At 59.7% G+C, this 26,415-nt stretch carries 23 protein-coding genes; 2 read left to right on the forward strand and 21 right to left on the reverse strand.

Features of this window, described 5'->3' with window-relative positions; translation table 11 throughout:
- Positions 1-2: 2 nt before the first annotated feature.
- From GKC41_RS01480 to GKC41_RS01510, 7 genes are all read right to left on the reverse strand, one after another.
- Positions 3-461 carry an Ohr family peroxiredoxin gene (locus GKC41_RS01480; RefSeq protein ID WP_045935606.1) on the reverse strand — a complete coding sequence of 153 codons (459 nt, stop codon included), beginning with the start codon at positions 459-461 and terminating at the stop codon, positions 3-5.
- Positions 462-531: 70 nt separating this feature from the next.
- Positions 532-1,890, reverse strand: a complete 1,359-nt coding sequence (alr, locus tag GKC41_RS01485; protein ID WP_154312630.1) for an alanine racemase — start codon at positions 1,888-1,890, stop codon at positions 532-534.
- A gap of 42 nt (positions 1,891-1,932) precedes the next feature.
- Complete coding sequence (locus tag GKC41_RS01490) at positions 1,933-2,568, reverse strand: N-acetyltransferase (protein ID WP_154312632.1); 636 nt, start codon at positions 2,566-2,568, stop codon at positions 1,933-1,935.
- A 188-nt stretch (positions 2,569-2,756) separates the two neighbouring features.
- Entirely contained in the window at positions 2,757-4,760 is a 2,004-nt protein-coding gene (locus GKC41_RS01495; protein ID WP_154312635.1) for a glycoside hydrolase family 127 protein, read from the reverse strand.
- Positions 4,761-4,797: 37 nt separating this feature from the next.
- A complete protein-coding gene (locus GKC41_RS01500; RefSeq protein ID WP_154312637.1) occupies positions 4,798-5,616 on the reverse strand; it encodes a carbohydrate ABC transporter permease in 819 nt (272 codons plus the stop codon).
- 8 nt (positions 5,617-5,624) lie between these two features.
- The gene (locus GKC41_RS01505) at positions 5,625-6,545 is read right to left on the reverse strand and encodes a carbohydrate ABC transporter permease (RefSeq protein WP_154312638.1); all 921 of its coding nucleotides are present in this window, start codon (positions 6,543-6,545) and stop codon (positions 5,625-5,627) included.
- Between the two features lie 99 nt (positions 6,546-6,644).
- Positions 6,645-7,958, reverse strand: a complete 1,314-nt coding sequence (locus GKC41_RS01510) for an ABC transporter substrate-binding protein (RefSeq protein ID WP_229281554.1) — start codon at positions 7,956-7,958, stop codon at positions 6,645-6,647.
- 349 nt (positions 7,959-8,307) lie between these two features.
- On the opposite strand from GKC41_RS01510, the gene GKC41_RS01515 reads away from it, so the two are divergent.
- Positions 8,308-9,318 (forward strand): LacI family DNA-binding transcriptional regulator, encoded by a 1,011-nt coding sequence (locus tag GKC41_RS01515; RefSeq protein WP_154312642.1) that lies wholly within the window; start codon positions 8,308-8,310, stop codon positions 9,316-9,318.
- 58 nt (positions 9,319-9,376) lie between these two features.
- Here GKC41_RS01515 and GKC41_RS01520 read toward each other — a convergent pair whose 3' ends face one another.
- From GKC41_RS01520 to GKC41_RS01565, 10 genes are all read right to left on the reverse strand, one after another.
- The gene (locus GKC41_RS01520) at positions 9,377-9,859 is read right to left on the reverse strand and encodes an S-ribosylhomocysteine lyase (RefSeq protein ID WP_029678668.1); all 483 of its coding nucleotides are present in this window, start codon (positions 9,857-9,859) and stop codon (positions 9,377-9,379) included.
- A gap of 78 nt (positions 9,860-9,937) precedes the next feature.
- The gene (locus GKC41_RS01525; RefSeq protein WP_154312643.1) at positions 9,938-11,941 is read right to left on the reverse strand and encodes a RecQ family ATP-dependent DNA helicase; all 2,004 of its coding nucleotides are present in this window, start codon (positions 11,939-11,941) and stop codon (positions 9,938-9,940) included.
- Between the two features lie 88 nt (positions 11,942-12,029).
- Positions 12,030-12,992, reverse strand: a complete 963-nt coding sequence (locus GKC41_RS01530) for a hypothetical protein (protein WP_154312644.1) — start codon at positions 12,990-12,992, stop codon at positions 12,030-12,032.
- Entirely contained in the window at positions 12,989-13,849 is an 861-nt protein-coding gene (locus tag GKC41_RS01535; RefSeq protein WP_154312646.1) for an ATP-binding cassette domain-containing protein, read from the reverse strand. Before GKC41_RS01535 ends, GKC41_RS01530 begins: the two co-directional genes overlap by 4 nt.
- Positions 13,846-14,211, reverse strand: a complete 366-nt coding sequence (locus tag GKC41_RS01540; RefSeq protein ID WP_154312648.1) for a GntR family transcriptional regulator — start codon at positions 14,209-14,211, stop codon at positions 13,846-13,848. Before GKC41_RS01540 ends, GKC41_RS01535 begins: the two co-directional genes overlap by 4 nt.
- A gap of 245 nt (positions 14,212-14,456) precedes the next feature.
- Positions 14,457-15,305, reverse strand: coding sequence for an ABC transporter ATP-binding protein (locus GKC41_RS01545; protein WP_154312649.1), 849 nt, complete (start codon positions 15,303-15,305; stop codon positions 14,457-14,459).
- A complete protein-coding gene (locus GKC41_RS01550; RefSeq protein WP_154313056.1) occupies positions 15,292-16,086 on the reverse strand; it encodes an ABC transporter ATP-binding protein in 795 nt (264 codons plus the stop codon). The genes GKC41_RS01545 and GKC41_RS01550 overlap by 14 nt, the downstream gene beginning before the upstream one ends.
- Positions 16,070-17,122, reverse strand: coding sequence for an ABC transporter permease (locus GKC41_RS01555; RefSeq protein ID WP_154312651.1), 1,053 nt, complete (start codon positions 17,120-17,122; stop codon positions 16,070-16,072). The genes GKC41_RS01550 and GKC41_RS01555 overlap by 17 nt, the downstream gene beginning before the upstream one ends.
- On the reverse strand, positions 17,122-18,099 hold the full coding sequence (locus tag GKC41_RS01560; RefSeq protein WP_154312653.1) for an ABC transporter permease: 978 nt from the start codon (positions 18,097-18,099) through the stop codon (positions 17,122-17,124). The genes GKC41_RS01555 and GKC41_RS01560 overlap by 1 nt, the downstream gene beginning before the upstream one ends.
- A 2-nt stretch (positions 18,100-18,101) precedes the next feature.
- Positions 18,102-19,748 (reverse strand): ABC transporter substrate-binding protein, encoded by a 1,647-nt coding sequence (locus GKC41_RS01565; protein ID WP_154312654.1) that lies wholly within the window; start codon positions 19,746-19,748, stop codon positions 18,102-18,104.
- 145 nt (positions 19,749-19,893) lie between these two features.
- Between GKC41_RS01565 and GKC41_RS01570 the strand changes: the two genes are divergently transcribed.
- A complete protein-coding gene (locus GKC41_RS01570; protein ID WP_154312656.1) occupies positions 19,894-20,691 on the forward strand; it encodes a type III pantothenate kinase in 798 nt (265 codons plus the stop codon).
- Here GKC41_RS01570 and GKC41_RS01575 read toward each other — a convergent pair.
- From GKC41_RS01575 to GKC41_RS01590, 4 genes are all read right to left on the reverse strand, one after another.
- Complete coding sequence (locus GKC41_RS01575) at positions 20,648-22,750, reverse strand: beta-galactosidase (RefSeq protein ID WP_154312658.1); 2,103 nt, start codon at positions 22,748-22,750, stop codon at positions 20,648-20,650. The genes GKC41_RS01570 and GKC41_RS01575 overlap by 44 nt on opposite strands.
- A gap of 111 nt (positions 22,751-22,861) precedes the next feature.
- The gene (locus GKC41_RS01580; protein ID WP_154312660.1) at positions 22,862-23,614 is read right to left on the reverse strand and encodes a pseudouridine synthase; all 753 of its coding nucleotides are present in this window, start codon (positions 23,612-23,614) and stop codon (positions 22,862-22,864) included.
- Between the two features lie 9 nt (positions 23,615-23,623).
- Positions 23,624-25,516 carry a glutamine--fructose-6-phosphate transaminase (isomerizing) gene (glmS, locus tag GKC41_RS01585; protein ID WP_154313057.1) on the reverse strand — a complete coding sequence of 631 codons (1,893 nt, stop codon included), beginning with the start codon at positions 25,514-25,516 and terminating at the stop codon, positions 23,624-23,626.
- 86 nt (positions 25,517-25,602) lie between these two features.
- On the reverse strand, positions 25,603-26,415 hold the full coding sequence (locus GKC41_RS01590) for an amino acid ABC transporter ATP-binding protein (RefSeq protein WP_154312662.1): 813 nt from the start codon (positions 26,413-26,415) through the stop codon (positions 25,603-25,605).

A 26,415-nucleotide genomic window follows, 5' to 3' on the forward strand; every position in this document is an offset into this window, starting at 1 on the left:
GTTCAGTCCAGATTGTCCACGACCACCACTTCGGTGGGCACATTGCCCGCCGTGGCCTTGGAATAGGGGCAGAGCTCCTGGGTGCGCTCCACCAGACGGGTGGCCAGATCACGATCGACCCCCGGCAGGCAGACTTCAATCAGAGCCTTGATACCAAAGGACTCGCCCTGGTCACCAAGGGAGATATGGGTACGCACCCTGCTCTGGGCCAGCTTGGTGGCCGGCACGCGCAACTCCTTGCCGGCCAGACCCATGGCTCCCTGGAAGCAGGCACCCCAGCCGATTGCGAAGAGCTGCTCGGGGTTGGTTCCCTGGCCCTTGCCCCCCATGGCCTTGGGTGTATCCAGGTCCAGGGAGAGATCAGGCTCATGGCTGTCCGCATGGCCTTCGCGGCCTCCAGTGATGTCAGCTACGGCTGTGTATGATATATTGCTTGGTTCATTTCCTGTATATGTAGTCATAACCTCATCTCACCACTTATGTTGCCCCTTGACAAGGCCCCGAGCCCAGGTTCTACCTGTGATAGTGGTCTCAAAGGATGGATTCAGGGGCGATCAGGTGCAGGTCGGAGGGGTCGACCACCTCATGCACACCCATGTAGAGCCGTGGAATCCTGCTACGCAGGCAAGTGAAGATCTCATAGCTGATGGTATCGGCGGCCCGGGCCCAGTCATCGGCGGTTGGCTCAGCCTGATCCTCCCCCTGGCCCGGCCCGAAGAGAACCACGGTATCGCCCTCGCTCACTCCCAAGTCGGAAGCCATGCCCTCTAGATCCAGTACGCACTGGTCCATGCAGACCCTTCCAGCGACGCGAACCAACTTGGGCCCTTGGCTAGTCATCAGACGGACGGGACCTCCCAGGTGCTTCCGGCCCATAGCGCCCTCGCGGTCGAAGCCTGAGGCTGACCGATGGATACCATCGGCGTAACCCAGGGGCATGATGGCCGTGCTTGTCGGTTTCTCCGTCAGATAGGTACGCCCGTAAGAGATGCCATGACCGGCCGGCATATCCTTGACGGTGCCCAACTGGGCCTGAAGGGTCATTGCCGGATGCAGACCATAATCGGCCGAAACCCCCATGGAGGGATCGGGCTCGTAACCGTACAGGCCGATGCCAGGACGTGTCAGGTCATAACGTATCCCAGGACGGGTGAGCGTGGCTGCGGTATTGGCCAGATGCCGGATTTCAGGCTTCATGCCTGAGGCGGTCATCCTATCGGAGAACTCCTCGAACAGGGCGATTTGCTCGTCAGTGGACGACACGAACTCGTCAACGCCAGGCATGTCCGCCACTGCCAGGTGGCTGAAGAGCCCCACAGGTTCCAACAGACCCTGGGCAGCCAGGCGGGAGAGCTCACGCAGGGCATCCTCGAAGGTTTCAGGAGTGAAGCCGTTGCGTCCAAAGCCGGTGTCCACCTTGATATGGACTCGGGCAGGCCTGCCGACCTGGTCTGCCGCCTGCGCCGCCATGTCCATGGTCTTCAGGGAGCCGATGCCCAAGTCAATGTCAGACTGAATCAGCTGGTCGAAGGGGGCGCGGTCCCCATTGAACATCCAGGACAGAATCCGGCAACGGTCGGGGCCGATGCCTGCTCGGCGCAGACGAAGGGCCTCTCGGGACTGGGCCGTACCCAGCCAGGTGGCCCCGCCAGCCAGTGCCGCCAGAGCAGCAGGGATGAGCCCATGGCCGTAAGCATCGGCCTTGACCACACCCATGACTGCAGCACCGGGGTTCGTGGAATGAACCAGCTTAACCAGGGTGGCCATATTGGCCTTCAAGGTCCGCAAGTCCACGATGATCTGCCCAGGATAGGCCCGAAGCGCTTGCTCGTAATGCCGCTGGCCCTCGGGCCCGGAGAACTGCCATGCCGGTGCTGCACTCAATGTCATGGCTCCATTGTGCGACGGCGCTGCGACGGTCTGCCCCCGCTCTCAGACTGTGACCAAGCGCCTGGCCTCCCTTTCGCGCTCAGCCAGGTCAAGGGGACGATCGTGCCGCTGGTAGGCCACCCGCACGTTCTCGATCTCCTTGTTCTCAGGCATGATGATGTTGCCGCAGCGGGTGAAGCCATGAGTCTCCAAGATGTGCTGCATAGCATAGTTCTTTAGTCCCGTATCGGCGCGGATGTTCTCGTACCGGCGCATGCTCCAGTCAAGCAGGTCCCCGGCCGCGTGACGCCCCAGCCCCGAGGCGGCCACCCGATGGATGGTGGTATAGGGCCGGTCATCCAGCCAGCTGCCATCGATGACCCGATAATCAGGTTCCGGATCATGGAAGAGGGCGAAGACGCCGATGATGCGCTCGTGACTGCCCTTATGCTCGTCCAACTCGGGTTCAGGATAGGCGGGATCCTCTGGGATTTGATCCATATCAGCTGCATCGTCAACCAAGAGCATGGTGTGGCCCCCGGCGATGTCCTCGCGGATGCGCTCAGGCAGGGGATACTTGTCCCCCCACTGATGGGGGTTGCCGGTCTCGGCCATCCGCTTTCTGGCGTAGGCGTAGACAGGCATGATCGCCTCAAAGTCGTCCATTGTGGCATGACGGATCCAACGTGCAGTTTCCATCGCGTACCTGCTCACTGTGGCTACCTCTTTCTCGACCGGTGCGGCAGGGGCGAGACCCGCCCCCGCGATTGCCGAAGTACGAGTGTATCCATCAGCAGGTAGTCACGAAGTGAGTACGCATTGAGCGAATCAGGGAATAGTTTGGGCTATCGTGTGCCCCACATCAAAAGTCAGAACCTTTTTCTTTATCAGCTTCGCAGCCAGACTTTCATGCTTCCCGTCTCTCGATTGGCCCAAGCATAGTAAGGAACCAACTTCATGTTTACAGACCGCTCGTGCTTATTCGAAAGGGGCATGTAGAGAGGATCATCAGGGCCATCCTCGGAATCAAGCTTGGCTGGTACGGTCAGCACATCAACGCCGCCAAGCAGATCCTGGTGGAATTCAGATGTCACTTTCTGAGGATTGACAAGGACCCGGTACTGCCAAAGCTCCCCCGGGTTATCAGTCGACTCGGCACAATAGACCAGGGGGCCTCGCATAAGCGCAACAGATCCGGCATCCGACGAAACTCGCGAGTTGGCTCTCATGAGCCTAACGGCCATATCCATTTCCAGATGAACATGGCTCTTTTGGCCGGGAGCCAGATCCACATAAAGGAATCCGCGGTCAAGCTTCGTCGATTCTTCGAATCCGTCAAGGGTCAACTTGTACGAATCCGCCGTCCAACTGGGCACTCTGATGCCGAAACGAACTGGTCCGGAAGCATCCGTGGACATCTCCAAGTCGTAGTCAACAAGACCACTCCATGGGAAATTCGTGGACTCCACAACTTCAAGGCCATTGTCAAAGCTGGCCTGATTGGCGATGAACTGATGGCTGAGCACCGTGGAGTCATCGGGCCTTGCATAAATATATCTATCCACAGAGGCAATCAGTCTGGCGATGTTGGCGGGACAGCAGGCGCAGCCAAACCAGTCCACTCTATGTGCCAGAACGTGATGACGATCCGGATTGTCCACCCCCTCGGGATCAACCTGGAGAGGATTGACATAGAAGTACTGACGTCCATCCAGACTGATGCCTGCCAAGGCACCGTTGAAAAGCTCGCGCTCCAGTATGTCGCCATATTCACCATCTGCATCCAGCGCAAGCATTCTCTCGGCCAGCATGGTAGCTCCGACCGACGCACAGGTTTCACCGTACATAGTGTCATTAGGCAGGTCGTAATCGTAGGTAAGGGACTCCCCGACATGGGTGGACCCGATATTCCCGGTGATGTACATACGCTTGTCGACCAAGTTGCGCCATAGTCTGCGTACTGTGCGTTCCAAGTCTGCATCTTGGGTAATGGCAGCCAAATGAGCCATACCCGTGCATAAATACATCAACCTCACTGCATGGCCATGGGCTGTTTGTTGCTGGCGAACCGGGCGGTCAGCCTGAAAGTACTCCAGAGGATAATCGGCCATATCAGGGGCGATTTGTTTACCCGGCGCGCTCTCTTGTTGCTTTGCGTAGAAACATGGATCCTGCCCACGTACATCGATGAGATAGGCAGCCAATTGCTTATACCGCTCTTCACCAGTGGCTTCAAAGAGCTTGCAGAGGGCAAGCTCAATTTCAGGATGACCATCGGCACCGTGGATTTTCCCCTCTTCAGGTCCTATATGCGCATCAATGCAATCAGCCATCCGACAAGCTATATCCAGTGCCTGCCTGTTGCCGGTGACCTGATAATAAGCGAGTCCCGCTTCTATGTAGTGACCCATACTGTAGGTTTCATGGGATCGCTGTAGCTGCGTAAAAGGCCTGCGATCTGCCCAAGGACCCGTCCCAATCTGAAAAGCAGTGACCAGGTAACCATCTGGAGCCTGAGCCCGAGAAATAATGTCCACAGTGCTGTCGCAGACCTCTTGCAGGTGGGGATCCGGATGATACTTCAGCACATAGGCGGCTTCTTCCAGCCACTTATAGACATCGGAATCCTGAAAGACCATGCCCTTGAATTCTCCATCCTGTTCACCAGCGGCAATGCGCAGATTGCTGACGGCATGACTGAGTGGGTCGGAACCCTGATTGCCGGCTGGGTCATCAGGCACATTTACATCGACTTGATCATTGAGAACCTGCCACTGATAGGGCAAAACCACTCGTGCGATCTGCTCCCGCCGTTGTTTCCAAAAAGTTGATGTAATCCTGACTCGGGGTTCACTAGGCAGTGGCTTCCCCCGCAACTGTGATTTTCTCATTCGTTCTCCTTCTGCCGACGATCGTCAACGCGGACCGTCAGCCCTTGACTGCGCCTGCCATGAATCCCTTGACGTAATACTTCTGAAGCGCCAGGAAGAGGATTGCTGCAGGCAAGAGCAACACAACCACACCAGCCTCTGTAGCCCCATAGTCAATGACGCCCATGGTCTGCTGACGCATGTTGACCAAGGCCAATGGCAGGGGGGCGTGCGAGGACCCGACAAGGTAGAGGGGAATCATGAAATTATTCCATGCTTCAAGGAAGGCCAACAGTCCCACGGTCACCATGGAAGGTTTGACCACAGGCATCAGGATCTTGACCAGGGCCTGCATGCTGTTGCATCCGTCCACCATGGCGGCCTCCTCCATATCCTTGGGAATGGCATCAAAAGCTATCCGCATAATGAAGGTGCTCATGGGCAACTGGAAAAGAGTCAGGACAAGACCGACGCCAACCAGGGAATCGTTCAGACCGATGTCCTTGTACCAAACCATGAGCGGTATCAGTAGGGATGCATACGGCACCATGAGAATGGACAGCGTTACCATGAATCCCAGATCATGACCTGGATACTCGAATCTGGAGAAGGAGTACCCAGCCATAGTGCAGACGATTACGGAAAGAACCACCGTAACCAGGGTGATTACCACCGAATTGGCTAAGTAGGTAGGCAACCCGTCCTGGTAATGCAACAAGGTCAGATAATTGCCCGGCCCCCAGCCGTCCGTCTGGGCAGATCCTGTCTGCGGACTGAAGGAGCAGATGACCACCCATATCAGGGGAGCAATGAAGACCAGAGCCAGCAGGGCCTGAAGAATCCTGCTTATACAGCGTTTCCACAAGGGCGTAGTCATGATTCCCCTTACTTGGTATTGTCGCGCAGACCGCGCATTTGAATGGAATTGATGACGACCAGGGCCAACAGCACAATCAAAGAGAGCGCTGCAGCCATGCCCAGGTCTTTCTTGGAGTCGAAGGCAAAGTTGTAAATGAGCTCGACCACGGTCATGGTCGCGTTGTTGGGTCCACCCTTGGTCAGGATGAAGAACTGATCGAAAGCGAGAATGGACCCGGTAACGCAGTAAACCAAGCACATGATGATGGTCGGCCGCATCAAAGGCAGGGTGATTGATCTGAAAATCCGCCAAGTACCCGCCCCATCCATGCGTGCGGCTTCGTAAAGATCACCCGGAATGGATTGCAGACCAATCATCATGAGCAGCATGTAGTAACCCGAGAACCGCCAAACAATGACAATAATGGTGGCCCAAAGTGCACTCTGTCCGGTGGCCAGCACAGAACCATTGGCATCCATGAGACCCAGATGAGCCAGGATTTTTGTGACCGGTCCCACCTGAGGAGAATATAGAGCATAGAAGAGCAAGGAAGCTGAAGCCAATCCGGTGGCGCTAGGCAGCAGGAAGCAGGTCCTAAGTACGTTGTTCCACGCACTGGACTCCTGCACGAGCAAGGCCAATCCCAGCCCGAGTACCAGGAGAATAACGGTTACTATGACCGTGTACTCCAATGTGAACCCGATGGCATGGCCAAGCAGTTCATTGTGCAGAACCTTGGTGAAATTCGTCGGGAAATTCCAACCCCGATTACCACCCATCAAAGTCCAGCGAGAACCCGCCATGACGATCAGCAGGACGATTGGAACGACGAAGAGAACGATAATGAACAGCCAATCCGGGAGGGCATAAATCATCCCTCGGCGCATTCTTCTTCCGCGTACCCTGCTTCGTCTTCGTGTTACTGCTTGCTCACTGCTGCCTGACATATTGCACCCCTTCGTTGGTCATACCAATCCTCGGCTATCGTCAGAAAGGTTCCTCCGCAACCCTTCTGGCGAAACCGATGGATCCGTATTTACGGCCATTCACTCCTTGGACAGCACCTTGCTGACCGCCTGATTGTCGGCTTGCAAATTACCCTTGCCCCAGACGGCATTTTGAATCAGCAGCTGCCAGGGTGACCCGGCGGCATTGAATGCCTCGTTGAAGGCCGGAGACTTGGGAGTCTGACCATGACCATCGATAATGACGGAATTGATGGTCTGCACCCGCGGATCAGCATCGGTATAAGCGGTCTTCAGAGTACGGATGTTCGAAGCGGTATCACCCTTGTCGGCGAACACCTGCTTCTGGCTGTCTGCTTGCATCAGCCAGGAAAGGAAGTTCCAAGCCTGAGCGACATGCTTGCTGTCCTTGGAAATTCCCATGGCATCCCCACCGAGGAAAGTTGCGGTCTTGCCCTCCTCAGTGCCGGGTATAGGAGCCACACCAACCTTGAAACCGCCCTTCTTCTCTGCCTCAATGACTGCGGTCACCGAGGTGTTGGGATAGGGCATCACACCGACCTTTCCGTTGGCGAATGGGGCTGTCCAAGTAGCGCCCGTCTCCTCCTTGGAGCCTGCTCCCAGGCCATTGGTGGTCTCAGCAAGCTGATGGTAGGCGTCCAGGGTGGCCTTCATAGAGGGGTTGTCCAAAGAGGCCTTGCTGCCGTCATCGTTCATCACTTCATGACCATCAGCCCATGAGGACGGGAAAAGATCGAACGCCAGCGCCCCGCCTGATTGGCCAGCCAGATATGATCCTGAGACCCCGTCCTTGTTCAAACCGGCGATCTTCTTGGCCTGACTTGTGAATTCCTCTATGCTGGCCGGACCTTTCTCCGGGTCCAGACCGGCTTGCTGGTATAGGTCCTTGTTCCAGACCATGATCGATACATCGGTGATGAATGGCAGTGTGTATTTCTTGCCATCCACGGTTCCAGCCTTGATGTGTCCCTGTTGAAGATCGGCTTTATTCGACAGGGCATCGATCTGTTTGGTGATGTCCTTGAAGATGCCCTCAGAAGCCCAATAGGGAATACGGACCACATCACCCGCTAGAATATCGGGCAGCGAACCAGTCTGGGATGCTCCGCCAACCTTGCCTTCCATATCGTCGTTGGGGATGATTTCCAACTTGACCTTATTCTTATGGGACTTGTTGTACACCCCAACCACATTTTTTGCCTGCCGCTCCAGTGGTGATCTGGTCCACAGGGTGATTTGCGCCCCGTCGTCCGTCCCCTTGGCCGGTATCTTGTCGGAAACCGCGCCGGACTGCGATCCTCCTCCACATGCGGCCAATGGCAGGAGCATGGCGGCAGCGGCTATGGCCGTCGTCGTACGTACGATGCTCTTCATCGAGATCATATCTGCTTCTTTCTCTACGTTCCCGCTCATCGTTGAGAGCTGGCAGCGGAAACTCCGCTTAGCATTCGACGAGCGTCATTTAAGTCCAACCGAATGATCCACGCCGAAAGCCCTTTCATCATATGCGATATAAGCGAAAATGCAAAATCGCTTTCTCATAATGTTACAAAGCTGTTGAATATTGTTAATTGGTTTATTTTCTTCTACTTTCAATACAGTAATGCGAAAATATCCGTTCTGAGTTTTCGCGACTACCGAAATCCTCGGAAGGCCGCACTAGCATAAGGATTAATACACGATACAATCAACTGCTCGGAAAATTCGCGAACTGGAGTCGGACATGGAGAAGACAACACGGACTGTCAGGCTGTCGGACGTGGCACAAATGGCTCAGGTGTCACTGTCGACGGCTTCTAAAGCTCTTCATGACCAGCCCAGGGTAAGTCCCGCGACCAGAAAAAAGGTTCGGGCAGCGGCAGAACGTCTGCACTACAGCCCAAACAAGATGGCTCAGTCCTTGGCCAGCGGCAAGAGCGGCATCATCGGCCTAGTCACCTCCGACCTGACCGGCCGTTTTTCAACCCCTATCCTGATTGGGGCCGAAAACGAGCTGCGCGCTGGCTCCGTATCTGTTTTGCTGGCGAACGCACGAGGTGACGAAGCACTGGAGCGTAGCCATGTTGAAAAACTGCTCTCGTTGAATGTAGACGGCCTGCTCATCGTGCAAAGGGAAACCAATCCCCGTTCCAGTCTGGGAAACGTAGGTGTTCCTTTGGTCTATGCATATGGACCGTCGACCAATCCCAATGATGCTTCTGTCACCTGCGACAATGTCGATGCCGGACGAATCGCAGTCAATTCGCTCATCTCCTGCGGACGCAACAAAATAGCCATCATTGGAGGCGATGAAACTTTTACAGCAGCCACAGACCGGACCAAGGGATCACTAGAGGCACTGGCAGAATTCGGTCTTGAACCTGCTGGGCCAATCCGATACGGTCGCTGGAATGAAAATTGGGGACGCGCTGCTACCAGGCTATTGCTTGACCAAGGTGTCGATTTTGATGCAGTCGTCTGCCAAAGCGACCAACTGGCAAGGGGCTGCATCGATGCACTGAAGCAACAGGGACTGTCGATTCCCGATGATGTGGCGGTAGTAGGCCATGACAACTGGGACGTGCTGGTCAACGCCTCCAGACCTTCATTGACCAGCATAGACAACAACACCGAGCTGATTGGCCGCATTGCCGCTCGGCAGCTCATGGATGCCATCAAAGGACAGCCGCACCATGGGATTGAATACGTACCCTGCCGTCTGATTCAACGGGAGTCAACGGTACCCATGGATTAAAGCAGGATAGGGACCCAGGCCGAACTCCCATCTTCAGCCTGGGCCCCTCTGCCAGCGTTCAGACCAGCTTGCGCTCGTAAGGATCGGAGCTGATGCCGGCGGCCACGATGTCGCGGCTCCACTGCTTGGCCGAGAAGAGCGAATGGTCGCGGTAGTTGCCGCAGGAGGTGATCTCGGTGCCGGGCACGTCGTCCCAGGTGGCCTTTTCGGCGATAAACTCCAGCGACTCCTTCAGAGCCTTGGCTACATCCTCGGTCGAATGACGGCCCCAGGCGAGCAGGTGGAAGCCCGTCCGGCAGCCGAAGGGCGAGCAATCGATATAACCGGGGATGCGCTCGCGCAGGAGCACAGCGATGGTGTGCTCGATGGTATGCAGCCCGGCAGTTGGGATGGCGTTCTGGTTGGGCTGAACCAGGCGCAGATCATAGTTGGAAATGATGTCTCCCTGAGGGCCCTTCTCCTCGTCGATCAGACGAACGTAGGGCGCCTTGACCTTGGTGTGATCCAGCTGGAAGCTCTCCACAATAGGTTTGTCAGCCATTGTTATTTCCTTTCCTGTCGGGCGCCCGGTATGAAAGGCAACCTTGATGAAGTCATGTATATCTCATGGTAGGCCGACCTACCTATCAGATCCGGCGGCACCCATGACCACATTCACTGCTTTCCTGGCCGAGAACTCTGAGATGACCCCCATGAACCGGGGTCCATACTGCTCCAGCTTGTGCTGCCCCACTCCATTGACAGCCAGGAAGGTCGCATCATCGACGGGCCGAAGGCGGCACATATCGCGCAGCGCCTTGTCGGAGAAGACGATATAGGGAGGCTTGCCGATCTCGCGGGCTATGCTGGTCCGCAGGTCGCGCAGCTTCTGGAAAAGTTCCTCGTCCTCTGGGCTGGCATCGCTTGCACCGGCCTGCTCGAGACCGTCATCGTCGAGTGTCGAAGAAGTCCCGCCACCAAAGACCTTGCCTGAAGTACTCGGGCGTTCCGTCCGTTTGATCTCATAATGAAAGTCCGGACTGACCGTCTGCGCGGCCTTTGGTCCGAAGTGGACCAAAGGCAGCCGTCCTTCGGTGATGTACAGATACCCGTCCGAGGCCATCTGGTTGAGCACGTCGCGGATTCGTGCCTCTGGAACCTGGGTAAGGGCGCCATAGCTGGGGCACCGATCCAGCCCGCGCCGAAGAAGGTCCTGCGAGCGTGAGCCACGGAGGATCTGGGCGATCTTGGCGGAACCGAACCCCTGATGCACGTCATGTACGCATCTGCTGATGGCACGGGCCACATCGCTGACATCGATGGTCGTGAAGGTGCTCAGACAGTTGGAACAGTTCTGGCAACCACCGCTTCCCGTCTCGGGATGCCCTACTGGTACCGATTTGCCCTTATCGGCCTCAGCAGGAGAAAGACCTGCAGCAGCCTGGTCCACCTCCTCGCCGAAGTAACGCAGCATATACTGGTGAAGGCAGCCGGTGGTCCTGCAGTAGCCGATCATGACGTTGAGCAGACGCCGGTGTTCGGCCCTGACGGCTTCAGCCTGCTCACCAGTCAGTCTGTCGTTGCCGTTGTCCATGTCCAGCAGGCGCCTGCGGGTGACGATGTCGCTCTCGTTCCACAGCAGGGAGCAACGAGCCGGCTCGCCGTCGCGTCCTGCCCTGCCGGCCTCCTGGTAGTAGGCCTCGATGCTCTCAGGCATGTTGTGATGAATGACATAGCGCACATTGGACTTGTCGATGCCCATACCGAAGGCATTGGTGGCCACGACCACCTGCACCTTGTCGTTGACGAAGTCCCGTTGCGCCTGTTCCCTGTCCTGGGCACCCATGCCAGCGTGGTAGCTGACAGCGCCGACACCGGCCTTGATTAGATCATCCGCCAGGGCTTCGGTCTCCTTGCGGGTGGCGCAGTAGACGATGCCTGAGTCATCGCCATGCTTCAGGGCATACTGGACCACCCAGCGATTCTTGTATTTGCTCTCCAGCTTGATCACGTCGAAGAAAAGGTTGGGCCTGTCGAATCCCGTCACCGCGACGTAAGGGTCGTCCAAGCCCAGCATGTATACGATATCGCGCCGGACCTTCTCGGTCGCCGTAGCGGTGAAGGCTGCCACCGTGGGCCGGTTAGGCAGGGATCTTATGAAGTCGCCGATGCCCAAGTAGGCAGGGCGGAAGTCCTGACCCCACTGGGATACGCAGTGGGCTTCATCCACAGCCAGCAGGGAGATCCTCGTATGCTGGGCGAATTCTCTGAATCTAGGGGCATCCAGCCGCTCGGGAGCCACATAGAGGATCTTGCTACGTCCCTGGGCGGCCTGAGCCAGGGCCAGGGACTGCTCATCCATATCCTGGGTCGAATTGACGAACCCGGCCTGAATGCCGGCATCCTCCAACCCGTCCACCTGGTCCTTCATCAGGGAGACCAAGGGGGAGATAACGATGGTCAGACCGTCCAGAAGAGTGGCAGGAATCTGATAGCAGATGGACTTGCCGGCACCGGTCGGCATAACACCCAGGCAGTCCCGCCCGTTCAGGATGGCCTTGACCAGATCCTCCTGACCCGGGCGAAAGGACTCATATCCGAAATACTGCTTCAGCGCCTGCCCTGCATCCTGGATGTCCACCATGATTCCCCAGTCTATTGCCCCGGCAGGAGTCAAGCAGTGGGCGAACGACCATGTGGTCAATCGTCGCCGGAATGCAGCTATTCTGCTACTAATTGAGAATGCTGAACCTTTGGATGGCCGGGAGCTGCCGACGACTGGTGAGCCAGTAGCTGAACAGGATGCATATGGCGGAGAAGACCAGGGTGAAAACCACCTGGGGCCAAAGCACATACACGGTGAAGTATCCCCATAGGTCAGTATTCATGAAGGGACTCAAGGTCTTGTACATCCAATGGCCGCGCGCCAGGTTGATCATCTGAACCGCCGTCTGCGGCCATCCCCAGAAATTCCAGCCGGAAATCGAATGCCAGAAACCAACACAGATCAACAGCCCTACCAGCAGCAGGCATCCGCCTTTTAAATCAAGACGGGCAGCGAGGTCACCCAGCACCTGGCCCAGCAGAACGAAGACCACCTGCACCATAAAGATATGCAGCGCCAGAGCCAGCCAACGGGACGGCTGCTGGACATACGACCGGTTAAAGCATGACAGGCTCCAGGGATCAAAAGTCAGCCTCCAAGGCGAACAGCCCTGTACGAGAAATCTTTGGTAACTTTCCGTAAAGGGCATCCATCCGATTTGGCCTAGGCTGCTGATAATCGCGATCACGATCATGAAAGTGGTTGTCGCCAGGGCCATGACCACATTGGAGATGATCTGGGTCCATGCGATTGTAGAACGGGTCACAGCGTTGGAGATCAGGGGCCGAAAAGTCGTCAGGGAGCAGACAAGGGCGGTGGCCATGAGTACCATCTCGGTGAACAGACCGGTGAATCCAGAGCTCAAGGGGATAAACCCCATAACTCCCAGAGCGAGGACGAGAGCCCAAATCAAAAAGACGATCAGCCTCGGCATCACTTGTAAGCGCAGGGCCATCCGGGTCTGCACCGCAGGCGACAGGAAGCTCTTGATTCGAGCCCAGCCTTCAGCAGGTCCAGCACCTAGATCGGGGCTGTCTGACCCCGGCTTGGCCTTCGTCCCTATCGACTCTGCAACTTGCGTGTTACTCATTGTGCCGCACCTTCCGTAATCTGGACGAAGTAGGTCTGCAAGTCCATGGGGGCGACAATAAGCCCCTTGGGCTGCTCGTCGGGCACCGGACCCTCGAAGCTGACGCGCAGCAGGTCGCCGATGCGCTGCCTGCCCAACAACTTCGGATCGCCCTGGGCAAGGTAGCCCTCCACATCACGCGGACGGCCAGTGACAGTGGTCCCCAGGGCTGACAGATCATCCACACTGAAAGATCGCAGGACCCGCCCCTGGTCGATGATCGTGGCGCGGGAGATGAGCTGGCTGACCTCGTTGAGGATATGGGTGGCGATGATCATGGTCGGCCCGCGACGCTGATAGGCCTCCAGAACGCAGGAGTAGATCCTCTCCCTGGCCGCCGCATCCATTCCTGTCGTCGGTTCATCCAGAATGAGATAATCCACAGGCAGGCAGAGTCCGATGACATCCTTGACCACCTGACGCTGCCCCATGGAAAGGGAGGCAAAGGTGTCAGTGGGCCTCAATGCGAAGCTCCTAAGAATACCCTCAGCCAAGTGCCAGTCGAAACCGCCGTAAAACCCCTCAGCCATGGCAAATGCTTGTCTAATGTGCCGTCGGGATGGATAGGGCCAGGTTTCGTTGACCAGGGCCACGCGGCGAGCGATTCTTGAGTCGTTGACCAGATCGCTTCCATCCAGGTGGATCAGCCCCTGGTCAGGAAGTGCCCTGCCCGTCATCAGATTGCACAGGGTGGACTTGCCGGCCCCGTTCCGCCCGAAGAGTCCATATATATTGCCGGGCTCAAAGCAGAGTGATATCTCATCCAGGGCCTTCAGCTTTCCGTACGATTTGTCCACCTTGGAAACTGTCAGACTCATTGGTAGACCCTTTCTATGATGGCGTCCAGGTCCTCACGGGATACGTCCAGAGCCTTGGCTTCTTCGACCAGATCCTGGAACCTTCCGTTCAGGAGTTCCCTCCTGCGACGCTCACGAACACTCCGGCCCGCACCGGCAGCGACAAACATGCCCAGTCCCCGCCGTTTCTCCAGAAGGCCCCTGTCGACCAGTAGGTTCATACCCTTGAGAACGGTGGCCGGGTTGATCTGGTAGGCGGTGGAGATTTCCGTGGTGCTGGGAATCCTTTCACCGTCGGCGACCAGACCCTCGGCTATGGCTTCGGCCAACCGGTCCGCCACCTTCACGAAAACGGGCCGACCATCCGGTATTTCGATCGCCATCGTTTGACCGCCTTGTCTGCCTTGATTCGGAGCGTCGAATTAGAACCTTTACAACTGCTTACTACTTAGTTACTTAAGTAACTAACCAACAGTCTACGATTCGTTCTCCTAACCGTCAAATCAGATATAGTCCTCACCCGCCCGATTGCTCTGCGCATATGCTCCCGCCGCCCACCTTCATCCCGGCTAGGACGGGCATATCCTCATGTAATTCCGCTTGCCGGAATGCCGGATGAATCCGGTACCTACAGGGTCGCAGCTGCCAGTAACTGCCGGGTATAGGACTGCTTGGGATGATTGAGAATGGCGTTCACTGGCCCCTCCTCCACCACCTTACCCCGGACGAGCACCATGACCCTGTCCGCGATGTGCTGGACAACGCCCAGATCATGGGAGATGATGATCATGGACATGCCATTTGACGGCTCGGCCTGCTGCCTGGACCGGGCCATGATGGATTGAAATGTATGGAGAATCCCTACGCGCGCCGAGACGTCGACGGCGCTCATAGGCTCATCAGCCAAGAGTATCCGGGGCTTGACAATCAGAGCCCGGGCTATGGCCGCCCGCTGGGCCTGGCCTCCGGACAGATCCGAGGGATAGGCCGTCATGAGCCTGTCGGGGTCAAGCTGAACCGCTGACAAGACCTTGGCCACCTGATCGGCAAGACCCGTCCCGTCCTGACGACGATGCCATAGGTGTCCGCTCCCCCTGCGCCCGGCAGCCAGAAGGGGTTCGGCGACTGACCGGCCGATGGTCCACCGGGGATCCAAAGAGGCAAAGGGGTTCTGGAAGACCAGGGCGGAATCTCGGGCAAGCGACTTGGCGGCCGCAGAACCACGCAGAACAGGACTGCCCTGATACGCCACCTGCCCGGCATCAGGCCTCAACTGACCCAGGAGCAGACGGGAAAGCGTGGTTTTCCCTGAACCAGACTCCCCTATGATTGCCAGGCACTCCCCCGGCAGGAGTGAGACATCGATTCCGTCAACTGCAGCCTTTAAAGCCGTGCCGCTGCCAGTGGAGGCATAGACCTTGGTCAGGCCCTTCCCGATCAGGATCGGATCGGTATGTGCAACGTCAGTATTCCCCATGCTTGCCTCCATCTGCGCGCAGCGTCAGCTCTCTGGCCGCCCTCACCAGGGTCCTGCCCTGTGGACTGGATGGGCTGTGCAGAATGCTCTGCGTCTGCCCGCTTTCCACCACTCGCCCTGCATCAAGGATGTAGCAGTAATCGGCAACCCTGGCGAGGACCGAGAAATCATGGGTAATGAACAGCAGGGAGGCCCCGCTTTGGTCGACCAGGGAGACCAGCAGATCCACGATCTGCCGCTGGGTGATGGCATCCAGGGCTGTGGTCGGCTCGTCTGCCAGTATCAGTCTGGGCTTGGTGACGAGGGCCGTGGCTATAGCCGCCCGCTGCTGCTGACCCCCGGACAGCTCATGCGGATAGGAGCCAGCCAGATCCGCATCCAACCCGACCTGTTGCAATATCTCCATGACCCGTCTGCGCCTTTCTTGGGCGCTCAGGCGATAGTGGCGGCGAAGAGGGAGCTCCACCTGGTCGTAAATCTTCTTTACCGGGTTCAGAGCTGTAGAAGGATTCTGAAAGACCATGCCCATCCGGGAACCGCGCAGATCCGCCAGGGACCGGTCATCGGAACCGAGAATCTGAAGCCCGTCAACCAGAATGGATCCCGAAAGGGAGGCCGTCAGTGGTGCGGTGCCAAGAACGCTGCGGGCAATCATCGACTTTCCGGAGCCTGAGGAGCCGATCAGGCCGACCCGTTGTCCATCCGCCACCCTGAGGTTCACCCTGTCAAGAATGGTGCGTCCATTGATGGATAGGCTCAGGCCGTCAATATTTAGCGACATCATTGCCTCCCTCGCCTGCGTACATCGCATTCTCGACAAGATGATCGGAATCATCTAATTGCGCAGAAACTGCCTGAGGCGCAGGTTGAAGAGCCGACCGTCCGGCGGCAGCCACGGCGGCCCTGAGCCCGGGGTTGGTGACCGGATCGATGGCATCACGCAGGGCATCACCGAACAGGTTCAGCGCCACCACCACCATGGTGACCACCAGGCCGGGCCAGAGCACGGTCAGCGGAAAGACGTTGATGAACTTGACCGAGGTGGTCAGCGAGTGCCCCCAGGAGGGCAGGCCGGAGGGGACGCCAACCCCCAGGTAGGTCAACCCTGCTTCAGCCAGAACGGAGGTCCCCGCCGACATGGAAAGCTGCACGCACAGGACCGGAATGACATTGGGCACCAGGTGCGTGCAGAAAATTCTGAAGGACCCGACCCCGCTGTGCCGGGCGGATTGCACATAGTCCGATTCCGCCGCCAGGAGCGCCTGGGGCCTTACAATCCGGGCCAGGTTGAGTCCGTAGCCGAATCCGCAGGCCACGACGACCACGGCGATGCTGGGTCCCAGGGGGACAGCCAGGATCAGAGCCAGCAACACTGTAGGCAGAGAGATCAGAGCATCGACCAGGACTACGACCACCTGCGATACTCCAGAGCGGCGCGAGACCATGGCCATGACCAGAAGGAGTCCCAATACGCCCGACAGGAGGACCGCCAGAAGACTGATGGCCAGGTTGGTGGCCGACCCCGCCATCAGCCAGGAGAGGATGTCTGCCCCGGTGCCGTCCGTTCCCAGAAGGTGGTCGCGGCTGGGGGCCTGCCAGATCCGGTATCCGTCGGTGGTCCAGATAGGGACCGGGGTCCAGAACCTGGAGACCAGGGAGAACAGGATCCACATGACCAGAACAATCAGCGAGTATCGCTCCGAAGCCTTGCGCCACATGCTGGCCAGCACCACCCGCATCCGTCCGAGGAATCCCAGTCGGCCGGGGAAGGCGGCCCGCGATCCCCGGCGGGGCCTGTCAGTATGCTCCCAACTCATCAGTCAGCCACCTCCTGCCTGGCCGCACCTCGAAAACGCGGATCGATCAGCTTATGGGTAACGTCCACCAGCAGTCCCAGGAAGAGGAAGAAGGCCGCCAGAAGAAGCAGCTCGGACTGAACAGCCGGAAGATCCCGGTTGCCCACATCGGTGATCAGCATGGAGCCCAGGCCCGGTAGGGCGAACAGGTTCTCGCTGACCATGACCCCGGTGATCATCTCGGCCATGGTCAGCCCGACCACCGAGACCAGCTGGGGGGAAGCCAGCCGCAGACCGATGCGCAGGGCGGCCTGGGTCCGGGTCATCCCGCAGGCCATGCCCATGTCCACATACCCGGAAGAGAGCATGTCGCCCAGGAGGGAACGGGTGTATCGCATGATGCCGGCGCCCACGATGATGCCGGTGGACAGAGCAGGCAGAATCAAAGCCGCCAGGGCCTGGCCCGGCTGAGCCCAGCCGAGAGTAGGAAAGCCCTGGGAGGGCAGCAGACCAATCAGCCCACTGCCCTTGGCGAAGAGCATGATCAGCAGCAGTCCTGACCAGAGGGCCGGTACGGATCCGCCCACGATGGCTGCCATGTGGCTGAAGGACTGCATCCGAGGCGAGCGTGCCAGAGCTGCCGCACAACCCAGGGGTATGCCCAGCAGCAGGGCCACGCCCAGTCCCAAAAGAATCAAAGGGAAGGTGATCTGGGCCCGGATGCCCACCTGAGAGGCGATGGAACGGTTGGTCAGAATGGACCTGCCCAGGTCCCCTTTGAGGAAATCGCTGATCCAATCCAGATACTGCCGGGGATAGGAGCGATCCAGTCCCATCTGCCGACGTAGCCGGTCGACACGCTCAGGCGGGGCATCCAGCCCGGCCATGACGGCGGCCACGTCACCGGGCAGGATGCGCAGTGCCAGGAAGATCAGCAGGGAGATGCCCATCAGTGCCAAGACGAAGAGCACCAGACGGCGCATCAGGAATCTGGCCATGGTCACCCCCGTCTGTAGGTCACGTCGGACAAGGGCATCAGGGACTGGTTCAGATCGACCGGGAAGCCCTCCAACCCTGTCCGCCAGGCCGTGGTCACCCGGTAATTGAAGAGCCAGTCCGCCGCCGCGTCGTTGCTGACGATTCGGGCGGCCTGGGCCAGGAGCCTGTTGGAGTCATCGGCCGAGGTCGTGGCCATGGCCTTCTGGTAGAGCTCCTGGACCTGATGATTGTCATAGTTGTAGTAGTAGTTGGGGTTGGCCCACTGATGGAAGTCGTGGCTCTCGCCATGATCCACCAGTGACAGGTCGTAGTCCTTGTTGGCATGCACGTCCTGCAGCCAGACCGAGAATTCCACCACCCGCACGTCCAGGTCGATGCCCACCTGGCGCAGCTGCGAGCGCAGCTGATCGCCCAACTCGCTGCCGTAGGTGTTGGCGTAGGTCAGCCGCAGCTTCAGCCGGTGGTCGGGACCATATCCGGCCTGGGACAGAAGCCGCCGTGCCTGCTCCGGATCGTGGGGGTAGAGTCCGGTCAGATCCTGATAGCCGGGATCCAGGGACGGTATTGGTCCGCCCAGGGCCCTGTCCGATCCGCCCCGGGAGGCGATCAGCTGCCGATGGTCGATGGCATAGCGGATGGCCTTCCGCACCCGCGGGTCGGATGTGGCGGCGCCCTTGCCGTTCATGGCCAGGACGTACTTGTCGGTGTCATTGCCCTCCTTGACCTGGAAGTCGGGGTTGTTGCGGAAGGAGCTGGCCAGATTCTCAGTGACCGGAGCCAGCACCTGCACATCCCCGCTGCGCAGGGCGTTGACGGCAGCATTGTCGTCATTGAGGTAACGGATGACGATGGTTGGCGTCTTAGGCTTGTCGCTCCCCCAGTAGTGCGGATCGGCCTTGAGCGTGACCGAGTCGTTTGGGCGGAAGCTTTCCAGCAGATATGGGCCGGAACCCACGGCCTGGGTCTTCATGTCGTAATGGGCCCGCCGGTCAAAGACCAGGCCAGCCCGGCCGCTCAGCTGCCAGAGCAGGTCCTGGTAGGGTCTGGACAGCGTCAGACGCACCGTCAGCGGATCCGTGGCCTCAACGTCCTGGAAACCCTCCAGCATCTCGCTACCCTGATAGTGTCCTGCCATAAGCCCGCGTATGGAGTCGACCACGTCCTGGGCCCGAAGAGCATGATTGTTGGAGAAACGGATGCCCTCATGCAGGTTGAAAGTGTAGACCAGCCCGTCCTCGGAGACATTCCAGGTCCTGGCCAGGCCCGGGCGCACCCGGTTCCGGGAATCCCGTGACACCAGGCCCTGATAGACGTTGCCGATCAGAAGCTGATCCAGCGCCGTGCCCGACTGGTTGCGGATGTCCAAGTTGGTGGGAGCAAGCTTGAGCCCCACCGTGACCGAATCCGCTACAGTTCCGCCCTCGGCCTGGCCAGTAGCACCACGATGCCCGGTCCACAGGGAGAATGCCAAGGCCAGGGCCAGCAGGAGACTGAGCAGCTTCCAGGGCAGGGTGTTACCGCCCGACCTCATGGGCCTGATCCTGGCGTTGAGTTCGGGATCGGTGCTGGGGCCTGACTCCTGGGCCGCATCTGTATCTGTTGCGGTCACGCTGTCATGCGCATGCGTGCCGTGTCGATCTGCATTCATTGACGAATCCTTATGCTGCGGTTGACCGCCATTCTGGTCGATCACCGCCCACCAGCATACTCCCTGAAGCCATCACCCAGGCTTATGCGCTTAGGATGGATTCGGAAAGCGCCACGCGCCCGGACGACGGCAGGGAGGAAGAGACATGCTGCTGGCCATCGACATCGGCAACACCAACATCGAGGTCGGATTCATGGAGGGCGACCGGGTCGCCGCCTCCTACAGACTGACCACAAGAATCGACCACACGGCCGATGAGTTCGGGCTTCTGCTGAGGCAGCTCATGGCCCTGGCCGGCTACAAGACTGCGGATGTGCAGGACGCCATCATCTCCTCTGTGGCTCCCGCGGTCATGCACGCCGTCAGGTCCTGCCTGATCCGTTTCTTTTCCATCGACCCTATGGTGGTGGGCCCCGGTGTGAAGACCGGCATGAACATACGGCTGGATGACCCGCGTTCCCTGGGCGCCGACTGTCTCGCTGACTGCGTGGGCGCCTTCCACCGCTACGGAGGGCCGGTCCTAGTCATCGACTTCGGCACGGCCACCACCTTCAACTATGTGGACGCCAAGGGCGCCATACGTTCAGGCCTGATCGTACCGGGCATCCGCTCAGGAGCCCAGGCCCTTGCCGGCCAGACCGCCCAGCTGCCCCAGGTGGAAATCACCCGTCCTCAGACCATCATGGCCACGGGCACCAGGACGGCCATGCAGGCCGGGCTATACTACAACTTCCTCGGCGGCCTGGAGCGGATCATCCGCCAGTACCGCAGCGAGATAGGCCGGGACTTCCATGTGGTGGCCACGGGCGGCATGGGTCGTACCTTCTCACAGGACACCAATCTGATCGAGGTCTACGATCCCGAGCTGATCTTCGCCGGCATGTACAGGATTCACCAGCTCAATGCCGATGGCCGACCACACGCTGCACCAGCGCGCCATTGACCTGCAGAATGGCCTGTTTGCCGTCCTTGTCGATGCCGGTCAGCGAGCCCACCAGGACCTGGCCCTCCACCTGAACCTGCACCGGATGCCTGGTGCGATTGAACAGAAAGACAAAGCGCGTCCGATCATCCTGGCTGACTCGCTCAACTCTCAACAGATCGGGGTCGCCCTGGGCCGACCTCATATCGGCGACATCCATGGCCTCCAAGAGGGCAGGAAGGACCTTGGCCAGACCTTGGGCGTCCAGACGGCAACCCAGATAGGCGGCCTTGCCGTGACCCCAGTCGTGAACGGTCATGGCCGGCATGCCATCCATCCCCGTCCAGGGATCCGCCCGGTAACTTGCCAGGACCTTGGTGCCCTTGTCCAAGTGGCCAATGACATCGGCCCAATCGTGGGCCGTAACCCCGTCGGTCAGGTCCAGATGGTCCAGCAGACCGGGAGTGCCGGGAGCCATGGGCGCGAACTCCTCGACCGACAGCCCCAGCAGGTCCCGAAGCGGCCCCGGATAACCGCCGGTCCAGACACGGTCCTGCTCGTCGGCGATACCGCTGCCCCAGGTGACGATCAGCCGCCCTCCACTATGCACATACTTGTGCAGCCGTTTGGAGAGTTCGGCGTCGATCAGGTAGAGGGCCGGCAGGACCACCAGCGGATACTCCTCCCAGGTGGCCCTGACCGGCAGGACATCAGGCCGGATGGCGTTGTCCAGAAAGGCCCGGTACCAGACCGGCGGCTCCTGGCCATGCTCGACCCGGTCGCTGGGCGAGGACGCGTGGGAGCTGGCCCACTGGCTTGCGTAGTCGAGGACCAGAGCCACCGGGGCCTTGGCCAGCGTAGTGCCGGCCAAACCGGCCTGCGAGAGCCCCTGCAGGTCCCCACCCAGCTGGCAGACGTCGCGGAAGACAGCCGTGTCCTCGCCGGCATGGGGCAGCATGGCCGAGTGGAACTTTTCCGCGCCGGCCCGGGACTGCCTCCACTGAAAGTAGCAGATGGCATCAGCACCCAAGGCCAGGTGAGCCAGGGAGTCGCGCTCCAGTTGTCCAGGCTCCTTGCGGGGATTGACCGGCCGCCAGTTGACGGCCGATGTGGACTGCTCCATGAGCCACCAGGGACGTCGGCGGGCAATGGCGTCCACCAGGCTGGAGGAATAGGCCAGCTCCTCCAGATGATCCCTGCCTGGCGTCGCGTAGTGGTCATTGGCCACAAAGTCCACCTGGTTGCCCCAGTCGTCGTAGTCCAGGGTGAATCCGCCGGCGCTGACCATGAAGTTGGTGGTCAAAGGTATATCCGGAGTGATCTCAGCCAGGGTGTCCCGCTCGGCCATATAGAAATCCTTGAGGGCGTCGGAGCTGAACCGCTCGAAGTCCAGCATGCGGCCCGGATTCTGGAAATTCCCCTGGCCGATGAAACGCGGAGGCAGAATCTGCGAGAAGTCACTCAGCCTCTGCGACCAGAAATCCGTGCCCCAGGCGCGGTTGACGGCGTCGATGTCCTTGTAGCGGCGGCGGCACCAGCGTTGGAAGGCCCTCATGGCATCGTCGGAATAGTCGAAGCGATTGTGACAGCCATACTCATTGCCCACATGCCAGGCCACCAGATAGGGGTTGTCCCGGTAGTGCTCGGCCATGGCCCGACAGAGCTTCAAGGCATAGGAGCGAAAGACCGGCGATGTGGGCCGCCAGTGCTGCCGGGCTCCGGGCCAGACCGTATCGCCTCGCTCGTCCCTGAGCAGAACTTCGGGATGGGCCTGGGTCAGCCAGAGCGGCGGCGTGGCCGTGGCCGAGGCCAGGTTGACCCCGATGCCTGACCGGCCGAGCTTGTCGATGATCCGATCCAGCCAATCGAAGTCGAAAACACCCTCGCTGGGCTCAATACGCGACCAGGAGAAGACCGCCAGGGCCACCACGTTGACCCCTGCCTTGGTCATCAGCCTGATGTCCTCATCCCAGACATCCTCGGGCCACTGGTCGGGGTTGTAGTCGCATCCGTACCAGAGCGACTGCTGACCCTTGAGATGCTTGGGCCATCGATAGGCCCGCCTTGTCGGTTTGCTCATGGGTAGAACCTCCTGGTCCGTCTGGATTCTCGGACGGGGATGCCTACCGCGTCCACGTCGTCCCGCGGCTCCGGGATCCCCCTGACCATTATGTCCCAGCAGGCTGACTGTTCAGGCTTCTCCTTGAGGATCCAAGGGAACAGAGGAGGTGAAGATGCGTTTAACCCTGGTGAAGGGGTCGGTGAACTCCAGACGACGGGCCACCAATTGCAGTGGCCGGGAGAAGTCGTCGTAGGCCCGGGCCTGGATTCTGGGGTAAAGATCGTCGCCCACGATGGGCAGCCCAAGGGCATTCATGTGCACACGAAGCTGATGGGTCTTGCCGGTCTGCGGATAAAGCGTGTAGGTGGCCAGACATCCCCGGCCCGCCGCCAGTTCAATCCTGGTAACGGCATTGACCGGTCCGCGCTCCTCCCAGGCCTGGAGAACCCCTCGACGCTTGATAACCCGGGAGCGGCGCTCTAGCGGGAAGACCCGCGGCGGATCCAGATGTCGCACGGTGCCGGTCCGCGGACGAACCATGGGTCGCACCGGCGCCAGACACTGGTAGACCTTGCGCACGCGATGCTCCTGGAAGAGCATCTGGTATGCCCGCCTGGCGGCCGGATCGCGCACAAGGACAAGCACACCCGCGGTGGCCCTGTCGAGCCTGTGGGCGGGTATGATGTCGGGCTCCCCGTAGAGCCGTCGCATCCGGATCAACACGGTTTCCGCGTGCCACATCCCCCTGGGCATGGTGGCCAGGAAGTGGGGCTTGTCGACCACAATGATGCGACGGTCCTCATAGATGACTTTGGGCTCGAAGGGGATCTGCGGCTCCTCCAGAACGATCCGATGCCCCCGCTGCTCGGACCCGACGACCATGGACAGCCTCTATTCCACAGTGACCGACTTGGCCAGGTTGCGGGGCTTGTCCACGTCCAGGCCCTTGAGCCGGGCCATGTCCAGGGCGAACAACTGCAGGGGGACCACATCCACCAGGGGGCTGAGCAGGGTCGGGCAGGGCGGCCGCCAAAAGACCACGTCAGCATAGCGGTCGGCGTCCGGGTCGCCCTCCTCGGCTACAACGATAGTGAAGGCACCGCGGGCCTTGACCTCCTCGATGGCCGAGATGACCTTATCGTGCAGCACATTGCGGCCCCGGGCGCTGGGGACGATGACCACCACAGGCTCCCCCGGCTCCACCAGGGCGATGGGCCCGTGCTTGAGCTCGCCAGCGGCGAACCCTTCGGTGAAGATGTAGGCGATCTCCTTGAGCTTGAGCGCCCCCTCCAGGGCCACCGGATAGCCCACATGCCGCCCCAGGAAGAGGAAGGAGTGGGCCTTGGACATGCGCTGAGCCGTCTGACTGATGACCTCGGCCTGACTGTCCAGCACCTTCTGAATCTTGGCAGGCATGGCCTTGAGGCTGTCGATGGTCTGGTGGATCTCGTCTCGATACATGGTTCCCTTGACCTGGGCCAGATAGAGCCCCAGCAGGTAGGCCGCCACGATCTGGGCCAGAAAGGCCTTGGTGGAGGCCACAGCCACCTCGGGGCCGGCGTGCGTGTAGAGCACGGCATCGGACTCCCTGGGGATGGTGGACCCCTGGGTGTTGCAGATGGCCAAAACCCGTGAACCCTGCTCGCGCGCATGCCGGAGCGCCATCAGCGTGTCCATGGTCTCCCCGGACTGGGAAATGGCCACGACCAGGGTGCGCGGGGTCAGAATGGGATCACGGTAGCGGAACTCGTGGGCCAGCTCGACCTCCACCGGAATGCGGACCCAGTGCTCGATGGCGTACTTGGCCACCAGGCCCGCGTAGGAGGCCGTGCCACAGGCCACCACGATAATCTTGTCGATCTGACGGAAGACATCCTCATCGATATGGACCTCGTCCAGATCCAGGTCGCCTGACTCGTCGTACCTACCCAGCAGAGTGTTGGAGACCGCCGCAGGATCCTCGTGAATCTCCTTGTCCATGAAGGAGTCCCACCCGCCCTTTTCGGCGGCCGAGGCATCCCAGTCGATGGTGTAGCGGCGCGGATGTTCCACCGGATGCCCTTGGAAGTCGGTGACCACGACCTGGTCCGCGCTGATACAGACCGCCTGGTCCTGACCCAGCTCCATGGCTCGACGGGTATAGGCCACGAAGGCGGCCACATCGGAGCCCAGGTAGTTCTCTCCGTCTCCCAGGCCAACCACCAACGGCGAATCGTGTCGGATACCCACCACCAGATCGGGCTGCCTTGAGTCCACGGCCAAGATGGTGAAAGCCCCTTTGAGCATACGGGCCAGCCGCCTGACGGCCTCGAAGATGTCCGGCTGGCCGGTGGCAACGATAATCTCCTGGGCGATCTTGCCCAGAAGCTTGGCAGCCACCTCGGTGTCCGTGGAGGAGACGAAGGTGTACCCCTCGGTCTCCAGGTCCAGACGAAGCCTGGATGCGTTCTCGATGATCCCGTTGTGGATCAGCGCGACCTTGCCGTCGCGGCTGATGTGGGGATGGGCGTTGATGTCAGTGGGTTCGCCATTGGTGGCCCAACGGGTGTGGCCGATGCCCACAGTTGCCTCGGGCATTGGCTTGGCCTTCAGATCGGCGACCAGATTGCCCAAGCGCCCGGCCTTCTTGCGTACGGCCACCCGTGCCATCCCAGGGGCAGCCAGGGCCACTCCGGCCGAGTCATAGCCCCGGTACTCCAGGCGTTCCAGGCCCTTGAGGCAGACCTCCAGGGGTCTGCCGCAGGCCGTCCGTACTGATCCCGCATAACCGACGATTCCGCACATGGGCCCCAGTCTAGCCACGGGAGTTCCACCTCTGCCCGTCCAGAAGGCTTCTTGCCGGAATTTCTACAACCTGGCAGAGCCTGAGACTAGAGCACGGTATGCAGGAATTCAGTGAACCTCTCGGTGCGAGGATGGTCGATGGTGTCAGGGCCTCCCTGTTCCACTACGACACCCTGGTCCATGAAGACGATCTGCTCAGCCACCTCGCGGGCGAAGCCCATTTCGTGGGTGACCACCACCATGGTCATGCCCTGTTGGGCAACCTGCCGCATGACCCCCAGGACCTCCCCCACCAACTCCGGATCCAGGGCTGAGGTGGGCTCGTCGAAGAGCATGATGTCAGGGTGCATGGCCAGGGCTCGCGCGATGGCCACACGCTGCTGCTGGCCGCCGGAGAGCTGGGCGGGATAGTAGTCCATCCTGTCCTCCAGCCCTACACGTTCCAGCTGTGCCTGTGCCTCCTTGCGGGCATCGGTCTTGGGAACCCGTCCCACATGTACCGGCGCCTCCATGACGTTCTCCAAGGCGGTCATGTGGGGGAAGAGGTTGAAACGCTGGAAGACCATACCGATCTTGGAGCGCTGCCTGGCAATGGCCTTGTCGTCCAGGGTCTGCAGCACAGGGCCCTTGCCGGTATCAATTTTCCGGTATCCGGTCAGCTCGCCGTCTACATAAATCTCGCCGGCTGTACGGGTCTCCAACTGGTTGATCAGCCTCAGTAGCGTTGACTTGCCGGAACCGGAAGGCCCCAGGACGGCCGTTACCGTGCCGGGCATGACCTCCAGGTTGATTCCACGCAGCACATGCTGATTGCCGAATACCTTGTGCACATTTCTGATGACGATGGCCGGATCCTTGCCGCCTTGACCGTCTTTCCTGGTCTGCCTGTCCTCGTCCAT

Source organism: Bifidobacterium asteroides, assembly GCF_009683175.1.
Taxonomy (GTDB): domain Bacteria; phylum Actinomycetota; class Actinomycetes; order Actinomycetales; family Bifidobacteriaceae; genus Bombiscardovia; species Bombiscardovia asteroides_H.

Excerpts from the sequence above, each read along its gene's own strand:
- GKC41_RS01480 (WP_045935606.1), bottom strand. The coding sequence starts at position 461 with ATGACTACATATACAGGAAATGAACCAAGCAATATATCATACACAGCC.
- alr (WP_154312630.1), bottom strand. The coding sequence starts at position 1,890 with ATGACATTGAGTGCAGCACCGGCATGGCAGTTCTCCGGGCCCGAGGGC.
- GKC41_RS01490 (WP_154312632.1), bottom strand. The coding sequence starts at position 2,568 with ATGGAAACTGCACGTTGGATCCGTCATGCCACAATGGACGACTTTGAG.
- GKC41_RS01495 (WP_154312635.1), bottom strand. The coding sequence starts at position 4,760 with ATGAGAAAATCACAGTTGCGGGGGAAGCCACTGCCTAGTGAACCCCGA.
- GKC41_RS01500 (WP_154312637.1), bottom strand. The coding sequence starts at position 5,616 with ATGACTACGCCCTTGTGGAAACGCTGTATAAGCAGGATTCTTCAGGCC.
- GKC41_RS01505 (WP_154312638.1), bottom strand. The coding sequence starts at position 6,545 with ATGTCAGGCAGCAGTGAGCAAGCAGTAACACGAAGACGAAGCAGGGTA.
- GKC41_RS01510 (WP_229281554.1), bottom strand. The coding sequence starts at position 7,958 with ATGAAGAGCATCGTACGTACGACGACGGCCATAGCCGCTGCCGCCATG.
- GKC41_RS01515 (WP_154312642.1), top strand. The coding sequence starts at position 8,308 with ATGGAGAAGACAACACGGACTGTCAGGCTGTCGGACGTGGCACAAATG.
- GKC41_RS01520 (WP_029678668.1), bottom strand. The coding sequence starts at position 9,859 with ATGGCTGACAAACCTATTGTGGAGAGCTTCCAGCTGGATCACACCAAG.
- GKC41_RS01525 (WP_154312643.1), bottom strand. The coding sequence starts at position 11,941 with ATGGTGGACATCCAGGATGCAGGGCAGGCGCTGAAGCAGTATTTCGGA.
- GKC41_RS01530 (WP_154312644.1), bottom strand. The coding sequence starts at position 12,992 with ATGAGTAACACGCAAGTTGCAGAGTCGATAGGGACGAAGGCCAAGCCG.
- GKC41_RS01535 (WP_154312646.1), bottom strand. The coding sequence starts at position 13,849 with ATGAGTCTGACAGTTTCCAAGGTGGACAAATCGTACGGAAAGCTGAAG.
- GKC41_RS01540 (WP_154312648.1), bottom strand. The coding sequence starts at position 14,211 with ATGGCGATCGAAATACCGGATGGTCGGCCCGTTTTCGTGAAGGTGGCG.
- GKC41_RS01545 (WP_154312649.1), bottom strand. The coding sequence starts at position 15,305 with ATGGGGAATACTGACGTTGCACATACCGATCCGATCCTGATCGGGAAG.
- GKC41_RS01550 (WP_154313056.1), bottom strand. The coding sequence starts at position 16,086 with ATGTCGCTAAATATTGACGGCCTGAGCCTATCCATCAATGGACGCACC.
- GKC41_RS01555 (WP_154312651.1), bottom strand. The coding sequence starts at position 17,122 with ATGAGTTGGGAGCATACTGACAGGCCCCGCCGGGGATCGCGGGCCGCC.
- GKC41_RS01560 (WP_154312653.1), bottom strand. The coding sequence starts at position 18,099 with ATGGCCAGATTCCTGATGCGCCGTCTGGTGCTCTTCGTCTTGGCACTG.
- GKC41_RS01565 (WP_154312654.1), bottom strand. The coding sequence starts at position 19,748 with ATGAATGCAGATCGACACGGCACGCATGCGCATGACAGCGTGACCGCA.
- GKC41_RS01570 (WP_154312656.1), top strand. The coding sequence starts at position 19,894 with ATGCTGCTGGCCATCGACATCGGCAACACCAACATCGAGGTCGGATTC.
- GKC41_RS01575 (WP_154312658.1), bottom strand. The coding sequence starts at position 22,750 with ATGAGCAAACCGACAAGGCGGGCCTATCGATGGCCCAAGCATCTCAAG.
- GKC41_RS01580 (WP_154312660.1), bottom strand. The coding sequence starts at position 23,614 with ATGGTCGTCGGGTCCGAGCAGCGGGGGCATCGGATCGTTCTGGAGGAG.
- glmS (WP_154313057.1), bottom strand. The coding sequence starts at position 25,516 with ATGTGCGGAATCGTCGGTTATGCGGGATCAGTACGGACGGCCTGCGGC.
- GKC41_RS01590 (WP_154312662.1), bottom strand. The coding sequence starts at position 26,415 with ATGGACGAGGACAGGCAGACCAGGAAAGACGGTCAAGGCGGCAAGGAT.